Origin of the sequence: uncultured Croceicoccus sp., assembly GCF_947496385.1 — a bacterium.
Classification (GTDB): domain Bacteria; phylum Pseudomonadota; class Alphaproteobacteria; order Sphingomonadales; family Sphingomonadaceae; genus Croceicoccus.
Window position 1 is genome coordinate 23,881 of record NZ_CANMCP010000002.1, and the last position, 15,900, is coordinate 39,780.

Here is a 15,900-nt window from a genome sequence, read left to right on the forward strand (position 1 = left end):
TCCCTTCGTCCCCGCGCCCCTAGATGGCGCCGGGGGGAGAGGCAAGCCGCTCCCGCCCGGCCCATCCGCGCATGGGTTCAGAACGTGAGCGCCCGCACAACGCGCACGCCGGTCAGCTGGCACGCGGCGTTCAGCACATCTTCGGGCACCGGATTGTCGACCGAAAGCAGCAGGACAGCCTCGCCGCCCGCGGCACGCCGGCCGAGGTGGAACGTGCCGATATTGATGCCGTTTTCGCCAAGCAGCGTGCCGATGCGCCCGATGAAACCGGGCTGATCGTCATTGACGATATACATCATGTTTCCATCGAGATCGGCCTCGATCCCGACACCGAAAATATCGACGAGCCGTGGCTCCGCCTTGCCGAAGAGCGTGCCGGCCACCGAACGGTCGCCTGCCGAGGTGTCCACCGTCACGCGCACGAGCGTCTGATACACGCCCTCGCGCTCGTTGCGGATTTCGCGCACCTCCAGCCCGCGCTCCTTCGCCAGGAACGGCGCGTTGACCATGTTCACGCTCTGCGAAAACCGCTTCATGAAGCCGGCAAGCACCGCGCCCGTGATCGGCTTCTGGTTGAGCTGCGCGGCGGCGCCCTCGACCTCGATGCTGATCTTGGTGAGGTTGTCGTGCGCCAGCTGCCCGATGAGGCTGCCCAGCTTTTCGGCGAGCGCCATGTAGGGGCGCAGCCGCGGCGCTTCCTCCGCCGAAAGCGACGGCATGTTGAGCGCGTTCGTCACCCCGCCATTGACGAGATAATCGCTGAGCTGTTCGGCGACCTGGAGCGCGACATTGACCTGCGCCTCGGTCGTGCTGGCGCCCAGATGCGGGGTGCAGTTGAAATTGGCCGTGCCGAACAGCGGGTTTTCCTTCGCCGGCTCCTCCTCGAACACGTCGAGCGCGGCGCCCGCGACATGGCCCGATTCCAGCGCAGCCTTCAACGCGGCCTCGTCGATGAGCCCGCCGCGCGCGCAATTGACGATGCGCACGCCCTTCTTCGTCTTGGCGAGAGCTTCGGCGGAAAGGATATTGCGCGTCTCGTCGGTCAGCGGCGTGTGCAGCGTGATGAAATCCGCACGCTTGAGCAGTTCGTCGAGGTCAACCTTCTCCACGCCCATGTCGATCGCGCGTTCCGCGGTCAGGAACGGATCATAGGCGACGATCTTCATCTTGAGACCGAGCGCGCGGCTGGCGACGATGGCGCCGATATTGCCCGCCCCGATCAAGCCCAGCGTCTTGCCCGTGACCTCGACGCCCATGAAGCGGTTCTTTTCCCACTTGCCGGCCTGCGTGGACTCGTTCGCCTCCGGAATCTGGCGGGCGAGCGCCATCATCATCGCGATGGCATGTTCGGCGGTCGTGATCGAATTGCCGAACGGGGTGTTCATCACCACGACGCCCTTGGCCGAAGCGGCGGGAATATCGACATTGTCGACACCGATCCCGGCGCGGCCGATAACCTTGAGATTGGTCGCCGCCTCGAGGATTTCGGGCGTGACCTTCGTGGAGGAACGGATGGCGAGGCCGTCATACTGGCCGATGATCGCCTTCAATTCGTCGGGCGTCTGACCGGTGATGACATCGACGTCACAGCCGCGCTCCTCGAAAATGCGGGCGGCGTTGGGATCCATCTTGTCGGAAATCAGGACTTTGGGCTTGGCCATGGGAATGGTCCTCGTGTCTGTGCCGGGTGCGCGTCGGCGCGGCGATAACCGGCGAGAATATCAGGGAAAAAGGGTGCGGCTTGTGGTCGCCGCACCGCAAGAGAATTACGCCTTCAGCGCGTTCCAGGCATAATCGAGCCAGGGGCCGAGCGCCTCGATATCGGCGGTGTCGACCGTCGCCCCGCACCAGATGCGCAGGCCCGGCGGTGCATCGCGATACCCGGCGACATCATAGGCCGCGCCCTCATCCTCCAGCAATTTGGCGAAGGATTTGATGAAAGTCGCGTCCGCGCCCTCGACCGTGAGACAGACCGAGGTGTTGGACCTGATCGCCGGATCGGCCACCAGGTGCCCGAGCCATGCGCGGTCCTGCACAATGGTGTCGAGCGCGGCGGCATTGGCATCGGCGCGGCGCTTCATCTCGGCGGCGCCGCCGATGGATTTCGCCCATTCGAGCGAAAAGATCGCATCCTCGACCGCGAGCATCGAGGGCGTGTTGATCGTCTCGCCCTTGAAAATGCCCTCGATCAGCTTGCCGCCCTTGGTCATGCGGAACACTTTGGGCAGCGGCCATGCGGGCGTGTAGCTTTCCAGCCGCTCGACCGCGCGCGGGCCGAGGATCAGCACGCCATGCGCACCCTCGCCGCCCATCGCCTTCTGCCAGCTGAAGGTCGCGACATCCACCTTGCTCCAGTCGATGTCCTGCGCGAAAACGGCGCTGGTCGCGTCGGCAAAGCTCAGACCTTCGCGGTCGTCGGGGATCCAGTCGGCGCCCGGCACGCGCACGCCCGAGGTCGTCCCGTTCCAGGTGAACAGCACGTCATGCGACCAGTCCACCGCGGACAGGTCGGGAATTTCGCCATAATCGGCGCGCATCACGGTCGGGTCGATTTTCAGCTGCTTGACCGCATCGGTGACCCAGCCTTCGCCAAAGCTTTCCCACGCCAGCGTCGTCACGGGCCGCGCACCCAGCATCGTCCACATTGCCATTTCGTAGGCGCCGGTATCGGAGCCCGGCACGATGCCGATGCGATGCGTGTCGGGCAGGTTCAGCACCTCGCGCATCAGGTCGATGCAATACGCGAGACGCGCCTTGCCGATCTTCGAGCGGTGCGAACGGCCGAGCGATTCGCTGTCGAGTTTGGAGGCATCCCACACCGGCGGCTTTGCGCACGGGCCGGATGAGAAAAAGGGACGCTGCGGGAGCGTCGGCTTGGTATCGGTCATGTATTCTCTCCTTTCAGAGAGCTCGCGCGGCGTTGGGACCGCGTGGCCCGTCGGCGGCACTACAGCGTGCGCCGGCCAAGTCAAGCGGCGGGGCGCGCCTGTGTGAAATTATCGTTCGCCGATCATGCGGCGAATGGCGCATTGGCGTCGCGGAGCGGTTGTTATAGGGAGCACATATGTCGAACCGGGTCCCGCCAATGCAGTTCCGCCGCCTGCCGCGCATCAGCGTCGCCATGGCGCTTTTGCTGTCCGCCTGCGTCGGCGATGCGCCCGCGCCGTCGCGCGATACGCGTGGGCCCGGCACGGGCACCGGCGCGCTGGGCGATGCGGCCGTGCGCCAATGTCGTGCCTTGCTCGGCGAGGCTGGCGTCGCCTTCACCCCGGCGCAGGATTTGTTCGCGGGCAAGGGCTGCGACAGCACCAATGCGGTCTATCTCCAAAGCCTGCCGAGCGATGATTCGCGCATGTCGCTGTCGAATCTCGACCGGGTGTACTGCCCGCTTGCCGACAGTTTCGCCGGATGGGCCCGCTATGGCGTCAATCGCGCGGCGGAGCAGATCATGGGTAGCCCGGTGATGAAGATCGAGACTTTCGGAAGCTATTCCTGTCGCAATGTCGCGGGGACCGGGCGACGTTCTGCCCACTCCAACGCGCAGGCGATCGACATATCCGCCTTCGTGCTCGCCGATGGGCGGCGTGTGACCGTGCTCGACGGGTGGAACGGTTCGCGCGCAGAACGCGAATTTCTGCGCGCCGTGCATCAAAGCGCATGCAAACGGTTCGGCACGACGCTCGGCCCGGACTATAACGCGGCGCATCGCAATCATTTTCACGTCGAGCCGGGCGGCGGCGGTTTCTGCCGCTAGGCCTTGCTCGCGTGATCGCCGCATCCTCCCGATTTCCCGCTCCCGGAGCATAGAATGGACGCTTTCCTCACATCGACACTGGTGGTCGCCCTGGCCGAGATCGGCGACAAGACGATGCTGCTCGCGATCGTGCTCGCCACCCGGTTCCGGCGGCCTTTCGCCATTGCGGCGGGCATATTTCTCGCCACGATCGCCAATCATTTCCTCGCGGCGCTGCTGGGTGCGACGGCCGCGGCGTGGCTCGACAGCGAGTGGTTTCGCTATGGCGTGGCGGCGGGTTTCGTGGCGATGGGCCTCTGGACGCTCATCCCCGACACATTCGACGAGGATGACGAACCGCGTTCGCGCGGCGGGGCGTTCGTGACGACGTTGATCGCGTTTTTCCTCGTCGAAATGGGCGACAAGACGCAGATCGCGACCATCGCGCTGGGTGCGCAATTCGCGGCGACCGGGTGGGTGACTGCGGGCACGACCCTCGGCATGATGATCGCCAATCTGCCGGCGATCTGGCTGGGCGACGCGCTGGTCCGGCGGGTATCGCTGAAGGTCGTGCGCACCATCGCGGCCGCGCTGTTCCTCGCCATCGGGATCTGGCTTCTCGCGCAGACGGCAGGCTGGCTCCCCTAACCCCCCGTCGCAACGCGTTCGAGCAGCACGACCGTATCGCCGAGATGGATCCCCTCGCCAAAGGAACGATACCCGAGCTTGTCCGCGACACGCAGGCTGCGCGCATTGTCGGGCGATATGATGCAGACCGTCCGGCGCGGCGAGACATGCGCATCGAGCCAGCCATGCGCGGCAATCGCGCCCTCGGTTGCGAAACCGTGCCCGTGCGCCGCCGCGGTAAACACCCACGCAGCTTCGGGATAGCCGTCGATGCACTCGATGCCGCGCCTGAAATCGCTCAGCCCGACATTGCCGAGAAACTCCTGCGTCTGGCGGTCGAATGCCATGAACATGCCGTAACCCTGCAAGGCCCAGTTGCCCGCCATACGCTGAAACCGGTGCCAGCTTTCATGCTCGGTCGTCGGGCCGAGCCCGAAATCGGGGGCGAGTTCCATCGCGCGATGGGCGGGATAATCCTCCATCCGCGCCGGGCGCAGCAACAGACGTTCGGTGACTATGGGTTCCATGCGGATAATTTTCGCGCAGCCTGCGCCCTATGACAAGCGGAATGACCTTGGCGGGCCGGATGCGCTACCCATCCGACCCGCCCGGCCCCTTCGCTGCGTGTTGTTGAACCGTTAGTGCATCCAGTCGCCGAGCGACGCCTCGAGCTTGAGCCGCACCGCTTCTGCCGCGTGCCGCGCGCCGAGCTTGTCCATCATGTTGCCGCGATGGATCTCGACGGTGCGCGGGCTGATGGAAAGATCCCGGGCGATGTCCTTGTTGCTGCGCCCCTGCGTCAGCCGGTCGAGAACCTCCCGCTCCCGGTTGGACAGGATCGAGATGCGGAGCCGCGCCTCGATCGCGCGGCGGCGATATTCGGCTTGATTCGCGGCCTCTGCGGAAACCCGGGTGATCGCGGCCTGCAATGCGCTGTCATCCGCCGGTTGAGAGAGATAGTCGAGCGCCCCGGCCCGCATCGCGGCGACAACACGCTCAAGCCCCGGATCGGATGCCATGGCGATGATCGGGAGCCATCCGCCATTGTCGGACATCGCCTGTATCAGCCCGTCGATGCCGCCGTTTTCGGGGTCGTCCTGCGCGAGGATGATGCCCTTCTCCGGCATGTGCTGGCACAATTCGCCGACATCGGCATACACTTCCGCATGATGCCTGAGGTTGAAGACAACCCGGGAAAAAGCGGCGCGGTTGCGGGGGTCGGCGTCGACGATGTGGATTGTTGTTCGCTGTTCCATGTCCCGGATGATGCACCGGGGTTCGGACCACGGCCATTACGGTTAAATCCGGTATGGACCTATTGGAAACGGTTAACCACGCGCCCGGCGAAAATCGGACAAATCATCATCCGATATGGTTGCAACAGGCGAGACACAGAGCGCCGACGCAACCATCACGATTGCGAATCGTCATTATAAAAACTGTAATCCGGCAATGAATGGAAGGCCGACCGCAACGCTTCGCCCCATCCGGAAGAGATTGCGTTGAAATAGGGATCATCGGCCATGATGCGCCGTTCGTGCTTCGGCTCGAACAGATCGCGTTCGAGCACCGTCACGTCGAGCGGCATGCCCACCGACAGGTTCGCGGCCAGCGTAGAGTCCATCGACACCATCAAAAGCTTGACCGCGTCTTCGAAACTCATGTTCCAGTCGTAGCCGCGCAGGATGATCGGACGGCCGTATTTCGTTTCGCCGATCTGGAAAAACGGCGTGTCGGTCGACGCCTCGATGAAATTGCCTTCGGGGTAAATCATGAAGAGGCGCGGTTCCATGCCCTCGATCTGTCCGGCGACAATGATGGACGCGGTGAATTTCGGGCCGCCCGACTGCCCCTTGTTCGACATCTGCCGCTGTATCACGACATCGCGCAGGAGGTCGCCCACCATGTTCGCCACCTGGAACATGGTCGGCGCCTTGAAGATCGTCGGCTCGCGCTCCTCAGGCGTTTTGTTGCGCTCCTCCAGCTGGCTGATGACGGCCTGCGTCGTCGCCAGATTGCCAGCGGTCATCATCGTGATGACGCGGTCCTCGCCCTGAAACGTGGTCATCTTGCGAAACACCGAGATATTGTCGACGCCGGAATTGGTCCGCGTATCGCTCATCATCACGATGCCCTTGTCGAGCAGCATGCCGACACAATAGGTCATGCATTATATCCTTTGAATCTTCGGTCTGCTGCGCCGCTCTATCGCATGAAAAGCGTAATTGCGACGCCTGTGCGACGGTACGCGGTGCTGCGTAAGCGTGCGATTACTGGTCCACGGTCTGTTGCGCGACGGCCAGTTCGACGGTCATGGAATCGGTGTGTCCACCGCTCGAAATGCCGGTGATCGGCGCGGCTTCGCGGTAATCGCGGCCGGTGGCCACGCGGACATAGCGCGCATCGGGGCTAATCTGGTTCGAGATGTCGAACCCGACCCAGCCAAGCCCCGCGACGAACGCCTCGGCCCAGGCGTGACCCGCTTCCTGATCGACTCGGTCGTTCATCATCAGATAGCCGCTGACATAGCGGGCCGGGACCTTCATGATACGCGCGCAACCCAGGAATATATGGGCATGATCCTGACACACGCCGGTCCCCGCGCCCAGCGCCTCCGACGCGGTGGTCTGCGACGTGGTCGTGCCCGTTTCGTAGCGCACCGCATCGATGATCGCGGCCGAAAGCGCGTGCATCGTTTGAAGCATATCATCCCCGCCCGACACACGGTCGACAAGCGCGCGCATCGCCGCATCGGGCCGGGTCAGGTCGGTCTGCGTATTGAAATGCCACAGCGGCAGATCGCCCGCGTGGCGCCCGATGATCCCCGCCTTGTCGTCGGTATCGACCATGCCCTTGCACGCGATCTCGACATGGGTGACGCCGGGATCGACCTCGACCAATACGGTGGTGTTGCAATTGTGATCCTCGTAGCTCAGCTGTTCGCGCGCGCCGTCATATTCCATGTCCCAGGACAGGACCTCCTGCCCGCTCGTCGACTTGGGCGTGAGGCGCAGACGTTGCAGGCCGTGAACGACCGGCTCGTCGAAATCGTAACGCGTGCGGTGCGAGATGGAGAGACGCATAACCCTTGTGACTTTCTATTCGACGAAGCGGTAATCGTGCTGAATCGCGGCGGCGATGCGCTGATTCTGCGCGACGAAGCCGGTGAGGAATTCGTGCAGGCCCTGCTCGAATATGCTGGAGACGGTCTGATCGTGGAGCGCGACATCGGCGCCCCGCATCAATTCGTGCGCCTCGACCTCGCCGCCGTATTGCAGCGCCAGATTGCCCAGATTGGCGCGCAGCTTTTCGTAGCAGAAGCTGAGCGAGCGGGGGAACCGCCCGTCGAGCACGAGGAAATCGACGATGCCGCGCGCGTCCATCTGTCCGGCATTGAGCCAGCGATAGGCCCGTTCGGCACCGAGCGAGCGCAGGATCGTCTCCCACTGCACATTGTCGAGGCTCGACCCGACATAGGACAGCGAGGGCAGCAGCACGTAATATTTGACGTCGACGATCCGCGCGGTGTTGTCCGCCCGTTCGAGGAATTGCCCGATGCGCCCGAAATTGAAGATGTCGTTGCGCAGCATTCCGCCGAGCATCGCGCCGCGCACCTGCGTGGTCTGATGCCGGATGAGGTCGAGCACATCGTTGAGATTGGTGTTGCGCACCGGCCGGCGCAGCGCATCACGCACCGTCATCCAGCTTTCGTTGACCGCCTCCCACAATTCGCGGGTGATCGCGGCGCGCACGCCCCGGGCATTGTTGCGTGCCATTTCCATGATGGCGAGCACGCTCGTATGGTTGTCCGGATCGCGCAGGATGAAATTATAGACGTTCGGACCGGAATAATCGTCGCGCCCGTATTTCTCCTCGAACGCGGGCTGAAGGCCGGCGGTCACGATGACGGAGCGCCATTCGCCGCTGCTCACCGTCTTGTCGCGGGTGAGCGCCATCCGAAAGCCCGTGTCGATGAGGCGCGCATAGTTTTCGGCCCGTTCCAGATAGCGGAACATCCAGTAGATATTGTTCGCAGACCGGCCCAGCATCAACGCGCCTCCCCATGATTGTCGCGCATGCTCATTCCTCCAGTACCCAGCTGTCCTTGGTGCCGCCGCCCTGGCTGCTGTTGACGACGAGCGATCCGCGCTTGAGCGCGACGCGCGTCAGCCCGCCGGGCGTGATGTCGATGCCGTTCGGGCTCATCAACGCGAAGGGCCGCAGGTCGACATGGCGCGGCGCCAGACCCTTTTTCGTGAAGATCGGGCAGGTCGACAGCGAAAGCGTCGGCTGCGCGATGTAATTGTGCGGATTGGCTCTGAGCTTGGCGGTGAATTTCGCGATTTCCCGCTTGGACGAGGTCGGGCCGATGAGCATGCCGTAACCGCCCGAACCATGGACCTCCTTGATCACCAGATCCTCGATATTGTCGAGGACATAGGCGAGCGAGTCCGGCTCCATGCAACGCCACGTCTCCACATTGGGGAGCAGCGGTTTTTCGCCTGTATAGAACTCGACGATTTCGGGCATGAAGCTGTAGAGCGCCTTGTCGTCCGCGACGCCGGTGCCGGGCGCGTTGGCAATGGTGATGCCGCCGGCGCGATACACGTCCATGATGCCCGGCACGCCGAGCACGCTGTCGGGATTGAAGGTCAGCGGATCGAGATATTCATCGTCCACCCGGCGATAGATCACGTCGATCGGCGTGAAACCCAGCGTCGTGCGCATCTGCACCCGCCCGTCGATAACGCGCAGGTCCGTGCCCTCGACGAGTTCGGCGCCCATCTGGTCGGCGAGGAAGGCATGTTCGTAATACGCCGAATTGTAGATCCCCGGCGTCAGCACCGCGACCACCGGCTTGCGCCCGTTCGACCCGTCGAAGGCCGGTGGCGGGCATGCCGCGAGGCTGCGGGCGAGGCGGCGGGGGTAGTTCGACACCGGCGCCACCGAGACGCGCGTGAACAGTTCGGGGAACATCGCCATCATCGTTTCGCGATTTTCCAGCATGTAGGACACGCCGCTCGGCGTGCGGGCATTGTCCTCCAGCACCATGAAATCGTCCTTGCCCGTGCGGACGAGGTCGATGCCGGTGATGTGGGTGTAGACATTGCCCGGCGGGGTAAAGCCCGACATGTGCGGCAGAAACGCCTCGTTCCCGTGGAGCAGCCATTCAGGCACGCGGCCGGACCGGATGATTTCCTGCCGGTGGTAGAGATCGTGGAGAAAGGCGTTGAGCGCCCTTACCCGCTGCTCGATCCCGCGGGACAGGCGCCGCCATTCGCTGGCCGTGATGATGCGGGGCACCGGATCGAACGGGATCAGCCGTTCCTCGGCATCGTCCTGTCCGTAGACATTGAACGTGATGCCGGTGCGGCGGAAGAAGCTCTCGGCCTCTTCGTGCTTGCGGCGCAGGATCGTGCGATCCTGTTCGTCGTACCATTCGCAATAATCTTCATAGGCGGGCCGTACATTGCCATTGGCATCGTACATCTCGTCGAAATTCGCGCTCGCGTCCCCGCTCATATGACGATCAACCCCATTTTAATGTCAGACCCATATTAACAAAAGCGAGTCAGGCCGTATCCGTTCCCGAAAGATGTCGGTCGAGCACGGCAAGAACTCTCTGAATCGCGGCGGGATGCCAGGCAAATCCCATATGCGTGCACCGGACGTGGTGCATTTCGTCGCGCTCTCCCGCCTTTCCGCCGGCACAATGGCGGTGAACGATGCCGTCGCGCGCACTCCACAAGGCGATGGTGGGAACCGGCGGCTTTTTCGCCAGATCGCCGCCGACCGGTGGATCGTCGACCGTGTGCCCCGCGACCGCATGATAGATGCGCCAAGCATTATTGCCATGCATGTCGCCCGAAAACGGGGAGCCCATGGTCACGACCATCTCCACATCGTCCGGCACGCGCTTGGCCGCCTCGCGCGCGTAAACGCCGCCAAGGCTCCACCCGATCAGCACGATCGGCGCGTCCGAGCTTCGCGCCATCAGCGTAATGCGCGCGCACAGACGCTCGAACTCCTGCGCATCGGCGCCCAGGTTCCAGCCCAGGCCCCAGTCGACGACGGTATGCCCCGCCTTTTCGAGCGCGCGGCGCAGCGGCGCCATGCGCCAGGGATGCGAGCCGAATCCGGGCACGAGCATGACGGTCCGCGCCTCATCCGCCGGCGCGACCCGCACCCGCCCATGCGACCACGCATAGGCATGGGGAAAGATCGCCGACGCAAACTCCGACAGGATCAGCCGCGCATTCGGCCGCGCCACGCCGTCGGGCTGAGGCATGCGGGCAAGCGCGCGCCGCCGACGCCATTCGGACGCGATAAAGCGCATCTTGTCCGATGTGCGCGCGCCGGATGCGCCCGATGCGCCATGTGCCGGTTGCCGGTCTTCGTCCATCGCCGTCACGTCACGCCATCAGGCCGGACAATCGCCCAGCCGTTCTGATTCCATCGTCATCGCCATATCCATGTCCATCGCCGCGTTCTCCTGGCTCATCGTCATGTCGATCCGCGATCCGGTGGACGACACGTTCCCCTCCATCGCGATCGTCACCTCGCCGCCCTGCCCGCCGCCGCAGGTCAGCAGGGCATCGAGATTGCCATCGTCCACGCCAAAACGATTCCAGGTGCAGTCGTCATTCTCCGTCACGCGGCGAAACTGATCCGCGAAGCCTTCGCTCGCCTGTTCCGGGGTGAGGCAATAGGTGCGGGTCGCGTTCTGCTCGATGGCGTTGCGCACCTGTGCGACGATCTCCTCGGGCGCGCCCGGCATCTCCAGCGAATTGATCGTGATCGTCTGGCGATATTGACCGGGGTCGGGGCGGTCCAGCTTCTCGGCCTCGCTCGCGGCTTCCTCGACCGTGGGGTTTTCGGTCGGCGCATCCTCGGAACATGCGGGCAGGGTGAGCGCCATTGCCGAACACAGCGCCAGCGACGCGAAACGGATTGTCATAAGCGCAATACTCCTTGTTGCATCCCCCGTGATAGCGGGCCGGCGGGCGGAGCGCCAATGCTGATTATCGCGCGCGTCATGGCAGGCCTGCGTCGTCGGCGATTGCGAAACGCCGCATCGCCCCCCATATCCGCGCCATGTCCGAACTCGTCATCCGCCGCGGACTGCAGGAGCCCGATACCTCCGGCAGTTTTGTCCCCCACAAACCCAACCGCCCGGAAAAGAGCGAACCGGGCAAACGGTTCGAGATCGCGTCCGATTACGAACCGGCCGGCGATCAGCCCACCGCGATCCGCGAGCTGACCGGATCGGTGCGCGATGGGGAGAAGACGCAGGTCCTGCTCGGCGTCACCGGGTCGGGCAAGACCTTCACCATGGCCAAGATGATCGAGGAATTGCAGCGTCCCGCGCTGATCCTCGCGCCGAACAAGATCCTCGCCGCGCAGCTTTATGGCGAGTTCAAGAGTTTCTTCCCCAATAATGCCGTCGAATATTTCGTCAGCTATTACGATTATTATCAGCCCGAAGCCTATGTCCCGCGCTCCGATACCTATATCGAAAAGGAATCGAGCGTGAACGAGGCGATCGACCGGATGCGCCACTCTGCCACGCGCGCGCTGCTCGAACGCGACGACGTGATCATCGTGGCATCGGTATCGTGCCTGTATGGCATCGGTTCGGTCGAGACCTACTCGGCGATGATCTTCGACATCAAGAAGGACGACACGGTCGATCAGCGCGAATTGATCCGCAAGCTCGTCGCGCTTCAGTACAAGCGCAACGATGTCGGCTTCGCGCGCGGCAATTTCCGGGTGCGCGGGGACAGTCTCGAAATCTTCCCCTCGCACTATGAGGACATGGCCTGGCGCGTGAGCTTCTTCGGTGACGATATCGAGGAGATCAGCGAGTTCGACCCCCTCACCGGCAAGAAAGGCGCCTCGCTGTCGAAGGTGCGCATCTACGCCAATTCGCACTATGTCACACCCGGCCCGACGATGAAGCAGGCCGCCGAGGCGATCCGTTTCGAACTGACCGAACGGCTGAAGGAGCTGGAGGCCGAGGGGCAGTTGCTGGAGGCGCAGCGGCTGGAGCAGCGGACCAATTTCGATCTCGAGATGATCGCGGCGACCGGATCCTGCGCGGGGATCGAGAATTACTCCCGCTTCCTGACCGGCCGCCTGCCGGGCGAGCCGCCGCCGACCCTGTTCGAATATCTGCCCGACAATGCGCTGCTCTTCGTCGATGAAAGCCACCAGACCGTGCCGCAGATTGGCGCCATGGCCAAGGGCGACCACCGGCGCAAGATCACGCTGGCCGAATATGGCTTTCGCCTGCCGTCGTGCATCGACAACCGCCCGCTGCGCTTCAACGAATGGGACGCGATGCGGCCGCAGACGATCGCGGTGTCGGCGACCCCCGGCGACTGGGAGATGGAGGAGACGGGCGGCGTGTTTGCCGAACAGGTCATCCGCCCGACCGGCCTCATCGACCCGCCCGTCACGATCAAGCCGGTGGAGGACCAGGTCCAGGATTGCATCGAGGAGTGCAAGGCGACCGCGGCCAACGGTTACCGCACGCTGGTCACCACGCTGACCAAGCGCATGGCCGAGGATCTGACCGAATTCATGCACGAGGCGGGCGTAAAGGTTCGCTACATGCACTCCGACGTGGAGACGCTGGAGCGTATCGAGCTGATCCGCGATTTGCGCCTTGGCGTGTATGACGTGCTGGTGGGCATCAACCTCCTGCGCGAAGGGTTGGACATTCCGGAATGCGGGCTGGTGTGCATTCTCGATGCGGACAAGGAAGGGTTCCTGCGGTCCGAAACCTCACTCATTCAGACGATCGGCCGCGCCGCGCGCAATGTCGACGGGCGGGTGATCCTCTATGCCGACCGCATCACCGGCAGCATGGAGCGCGCGATGGCGGAAACCGACCGCCGCCGCGAAAAGCAGCAGGCCTATAACGAGGAACACGGCATCACGCCGGTCACCATCACGCGCCGCATCGCCGACATCGTTGCCGACAGCGCCGCGCGCGACGATGCCGGCGGCGAACCGGGCGAGGATGAACCCCGCAATCTCGCCGGCCACAACCTGCGCGCCTATATCGAGGAGCTGGAGCAGCGGATGCGCAATGCCGCCGCCGATCTGGAGTTCGAGGAAGCCGGACGCCTGCGCGACGAGATCCGCAAGCTGGAGGCGGACGAGCTCGGCCTTCCCGACGGGGAGCAGAAGGCCCCGCGCGTCGGCCGATCGAACGAGGGAAAACCCGGCACCCGCAAATTGCGTTACGGCAAGACTCAGCGCAAATGGGGCAAATGATCCGCTTCGTTCCCACCGCCGCCGTCGCCACGCTCGCCCTCGCCCTCGCCGCCTGCTCCGCAGAGGCGGAGGATGACGCCGCAGTCGCCACGGACGGCAGTGGCCCCATTCGCATCGTGCTGGACGAAAACGCGCGCAAGACCCTCCCGGCCAAACGCGTTCTGCCGCCCAATCGCGACATGCCCGGCGCCATCGACCCGCCGACCGCGCGCTGGCGCGTGGCGAAGGATGCGAGCAACGCCCTTTACGGAGAACCGGGGAAACGGCCGCTGCTCGCGCTCGCATGCAGCAACGGGACCATTTCGGCGATCCGCCCGGTCGCCGACCGTGACGGGGCGAAGGCGGTGCTCGCCTTTGTCGGCTATCGCGGTATCCTGCGCCTGCGGGTTCAGAATGACGGAGGCGCGTGGATCGGATCGCTTCCCGCCGACGATCCGCACTGGCGCGCGGTGACGGGCGGGCCGTTCTATGCCACGGTGGCGGGCGGCGGCAAGGTCATCACGCCCGGCCCCGGCGACGCGATCCGCATGTTCGAGGCATGCAAGGCGCCCGAAACCGAGCGCCTCGTGCCCAGCACCTAGAGCTTGCCGAACTTGGCTTCGTAAGCCTCCCGGTCGCCTTCGGAGAGGAGCCGCGCCTGCTCGCGCCAGTTGTCACGCTCGATCCGGCCTTGGAAATTGCCCATCTGCGCGTCGATCTTCGCGACGTCCTCATCGGTCCAGGCCGCGATCTGATCGTAGCGGGAAATGCCCATCGAACCCAGCATCGCGATGAGCTTCGGACCGACGCCCTTGATCCGGGAAAGATCGTGGGCCGCGTCGTCCTCGTCCTGCATTTTCGCGGCGGCGGCGACGGTTTCCCGGTCGCTGATAGCCTGATCATTGGGTTCGAAGGTGTGGTCGGCCGTCTCTGCCGCCGGCGGCGCGCGGTGATCATCCGCGGCGCCGGGCTGTATCGCTGTGGCGCGGTGATCGGTTGCGATATCCTCGTCCGTGCCGGGCTCGTTCGAGAGCACGGCGGCGGCCACGGCCACGTCCGCACCGCCAAGGGGCGGGGTCGCGGGCGGCGTCTTTTCCGTATCGGATGCGCCATCCTGCCGGGCGAGCCGTTCGCCCGCGTTTCCGCCAATTGTATCCTGCGAAGGGGAAACGGGCGGCGCCCCGGCGGGCGGCGCGTCGATTAGCGCCTGGTTGCGGCGCGCAGGCCCGACCCCTTCGTCGAGCACGTCGGGACGGTGGCTGCGTTCGCGCGGTTTCTTCGCGCGTCCCACGATCCAGAACGCGATCAGCACCGCGAGTATCGCAACGATCAGGAAGGCGACCCAGTTCGCCTCTATCAATTGCCACATGTCATTGTTCCTCTCTTTTTCGTGCGGGCGATGCCTCGCGGCGCAATTGCAACGCGCGCAATCGCCGCCGTCTCCGCAGCCACGGCACGGTCAGCGCCACGATCCCGGCATAGACGATCAACAGCGAGACCAGCAATTCAATCCAGATCGGCATGCGCTACCCTGCGTCCGGCGTGTCGATGGGGGTGGGTTGCAACGGTTCGATGGCGATCACCGAAAACTCGATGCGGCGGTTGGCGGAATCCTCGGGCGGAATGCCGGGAATGGGACGTTGCGAGCCATAGCCCTGCGCCCGCAGCCCGTCCCGCGGCAAGCCCCGCGCCACCAGCGCATCGCGCACGGCCAGCGCCCGTTGCCGCGAAAGGCGCAGGTTGATCGCCGCATCGCCGACCGCATCGGAATGGCCCGCGATGGCGATGATGCTGCCCCCGCACGGTTCGAGCGCGTCCGCCACCTCGTCGAGCAGGGTCGCGCTGTCCGCGGTGATGCTGGCGCTGCCTTCGTTGAACCGGATGACCCGCTGTGCGAGCAGGGATTCGACGTCGCGCTGGCAATGATAGGGGCCGCGTTCGGGCGTCTCGCCCGTTTCGGGGGCGGGACCGGCGCCGCGGCTCGCCCAGTGCACGCCGCCCGCGCCCGGCAGGGCGGCAATGGCGCGCGCGATGCGGACACGGCGCCCGTCATCGAGCGATTCGCCGCCGTAAAGCGTCGGATGCCGGGTGAGCGCGCCGGTCGAGGTATGGAAATCCGCGCGAATATCCGCGCCGCCTTCGCGCGCGATCACCTCCTGCGCCATCTGGTCCAGCCGGCCGACGACGACCGGTCCCGTCGCCGCATCGAAGACGAGCGCAATGCCCGCCACGACGACCGCGCCGGCGCTCAGCTTCATCCATGATCGCAAAACAAGGGC

At 64.5% G+C, this 15,900-nt stretch carries 17 protein-coding genes; 4 read left to right on the top strand and 13 right to left on the bottom strand.

From position 1 onward, the window contains the following. Nucleotides 1-77: 77 nt before the first annotated feature. Together serA and Q0897_RS03815 are read right to left on the bottom strand one after the other, a co-directional pair. Complete coding sequence (serA, locus tag Q0897_RS03810; protein WP_299307639.1) at nucleotides 78-1,661, bottom strand: phosphoglycerate dehydrogenase; 1,584 nt, start codon at nucleotides 1,659-1,661, stop codon at nucleotides 78-80. Nucleotides 1,662-1,766: 105 nt separating this feature from the next. Next, entirely contained in the window at nucleotides 1,767-2,888 is a 1,122-nt protein-coding gene (locus tag Q0897_RS03815; RefSeq protein WP_299307640.1) for a phosphoserine transaminase, read from the bottom strand. Nucleotides 2,889-3,064: 176 nt separating this feature from the next. Here Q0897_RS03815 and Q0897_RS03820 point away from each other — a divergent pair, with 176 nt between their 5' ends. Both Q0897_RS03820 and Q0897_RS03825 read left to right on the top strand, forming a co-directional pair. Continuing rightward, nucleotides 3,065-3,754, top strand: coding sequence for an extensin family protein (locus Q0897_RS03820; protein WP_299307641.1), 690 nt, complete (start codon nucleotides 3,065-3,067; stop codon nucleotides 3,752-3,754). A gap of 54 nt (nucleotides 3,755-3,808) precedes the next feature. Further along, nucleotides 3,809-4,381 carry a TMEM165/GDT1 family protein gene (locus Q0897_RS03825; protein ID WP_202085367.1) on the top strand — a complete coding sequence of 191 codons (573 nt, stop codon included), beginning with the start codon at nucleotides 3,809-3,811 and terminating at the stop codon, nucleotides 4,379-4,381. On the opposite strand, the gene Q0897_RS03830 is transcribed toward Q0897_RS03825, so the two are convergent. The 8 genes from Q0897_RS03830 to Q0897_RS03865 form a co-directional block, all read right to left on the bottom strand. After that, on the bottom strand, nucleotides 4,378-4,887 hold the full coding sequence (locus Q0897_RS03830) for a GNAT family N-acetyltransferase (RefSeq protein ID WP_299307644.1): 510 nt from the start codon (nucleotides 4,885-4,887) through the stop codon (nucleotides 4,378-4,380). The genes Q0897_RS03825 and Q0897_RS03830 overlap by 4 nt on opposite strands. Nucleotides 4,888-4,998: 111 nt before the next feature. Continuing rightward, entirely contained in the window at nucleotides 4,999-5,616 is a 618-nt protein-coding gene (locus Q0897_RS03835; RefSeq protein WP_299307646.1) for a LuxR C-terminal-related transcriptional regulator, read from the bottom strand. A gap of 155 nt (nucleotides 5,617-5,771) precedes the next feature. Continuing rightward, nucleotides 5,772-6,527 (bottom strand): proteasome-type protease, encoded by a 756-nt coding sequence (locus Q0897_RS03840; protein ID WP_202085373.1) that lies wholly within the window; start codon nucleotides 6,525-6,527, stop codon nucleotides 5,772-5,774. Nucleotides 6,528-6,630: 103 nt separating this feature from the next. Then, nucleotides 6,631-7,443: a transglutaminase family protein gene (locus tag Q0897_RS03845; RefSeq protein WP_299307648.1), complete on the bottom strand. Its 813-nt coding sequence runs from the start codon at nucleotides 7,441-7,443 to the stop codon at nucleotides 6,631-6,633. Nucleotides 7,444-7,458: 15 nt separating this feature from the next. Continuing rightward, on the bottom strand, nucleotides 7,459-8,409 hold the full coding sequence (locus Q0897_RS03850) for an alpha-E domain-containing protein (RefSeq protein WP_299307649.1): 951 nt from the start codon (nucleotides 8,407-8,409) through the stop codon (nucleotides 7,459-7,461). 31 nt (nucleotides 8,410-8,440) lie between these two features. After that, nucleotides 8,441-9,883, bottom strand: coding sequence for a circularly permuted type 2 ATP-grasp protein (locus Q0897_RS03855; RefSeq protein ID WP_299307651.1), 1,443 nt, complete (start codon nucleotides 9,881-9,883; stop codon nucleotides 8,441-8,443). Nucleotides 9,884-9,932: 49 nt separating this feature from the next. Continuing rightward, entirely contained in the window at nucleotides 9,933-10,763 is an 831-nt protein-coding gene (locus Q0897_RS03860) for an alpha/beta fold hydrolase (RefSeq protein ID WP_299308148.1), read from the bottom strand. A gap of 18 nt (nucleotides 10,764-10,781) precedes the next feature. Then, nucleotides 10,782-11,318: a DUF3617 domain-containing protein gene (locus Q0897_RS03865; RefSeq protein ID WP_299307652.1), complete on the bottom strand. Its 537-nt coding sequence runs from the start codon at nucleotides 11,316-11,318 to the stop codon at nucleotides 10,782-10,784. A gap of 137 nt (nucleotides 11,319-11,455) precedes the next feature. Between Q0897_RS03865 and uvrB the strand changes: the two genes are divergently transcribed. Together uvrB and Q0897_RS03875 are read left to right on the top strand one after the other, a co-directional pair. Further along, the gene (gene uvrB, locus Q0897_RS03870) at nucleotides 11,456-13,642 is read left to right on the top strand and encodes an excinuclease ABC subunit UvrB (RefSeq protein WP_299307653.1); all 2,187 of its coding nucleotides are present in this window, start codon (nucleotides 11,456-11,458) and stop codon (nucleotides 13,640-13,642) included. Beyond that, the gene (locus tag Q0897_RS03875) at nucleotides 13,639-14,223 is read left to right on the top strand and encodes a hypothetical protein (RefSeq protein ID WP_299307654.1); all 585 of its coding nucleotides are present in this window, start codon (nucleotides 13,639-13,641) and stop codon (nucleotides 14,221-14,223) included. The genes uvrB and Q0897_RS03875 overlap by 4 nt, the downstream gene beginning before the upstream one ends. Here the strand turns inward: Q0897_RS03875 and Q0897_RS03880 are convergent. Genes Q0897_RS03880 through Q0897_RS03890 form a run of 3 tightly spaced genes read right to left on the bottom strand, consistent with a single transcriptional unit; the run spans nucleotide 14,220 to nucleotide 15,879 of the window. Then, entirely contained in the window at nucleotides 14,220-14,990 is a 771-nt protein-coding gene (locus Q0897_RS03880; RefSeq protein ID WP_299307655.1) for a hypothetical protein, read from the bottom strand. The genes Q0897_RS03875 and Q0897_RS03880 overlap by 4 nt on opposite strands. Before the next feature lies 1 nt (nucleotide 14,991). Beyond that, nucleotides 14,992-15,144 carry a hypothetical protein gene (locus Q0897_RS03885; RefSeq protein WP_202085386.1) on the bottom strand — a complete coding sequence of 51 codons (153 nt, stop codon included), beginning with the start codon at nucleotides 15,142-15,144 and terminating at the stop codon, nucleotides 14,992-14,994. Nucleotides 15,145-15,147: 3 nt separating this feature from the next. Then, the gene (locus tag Q0897_RS03890) at nucleotides 15,148-15,879 is read right to left on the bottom strand and encodes an OmpA family protein (protein WP_299307658.1); all 732 of its coding nucleotides are present in this window, start codon (nucleotides 15,877-15,879) and stop codon (nucleotides 15,148-15,150) included. Between the last annotated feature and the right edge of the window lie 21 nt (nucleotides 15,880-15,900).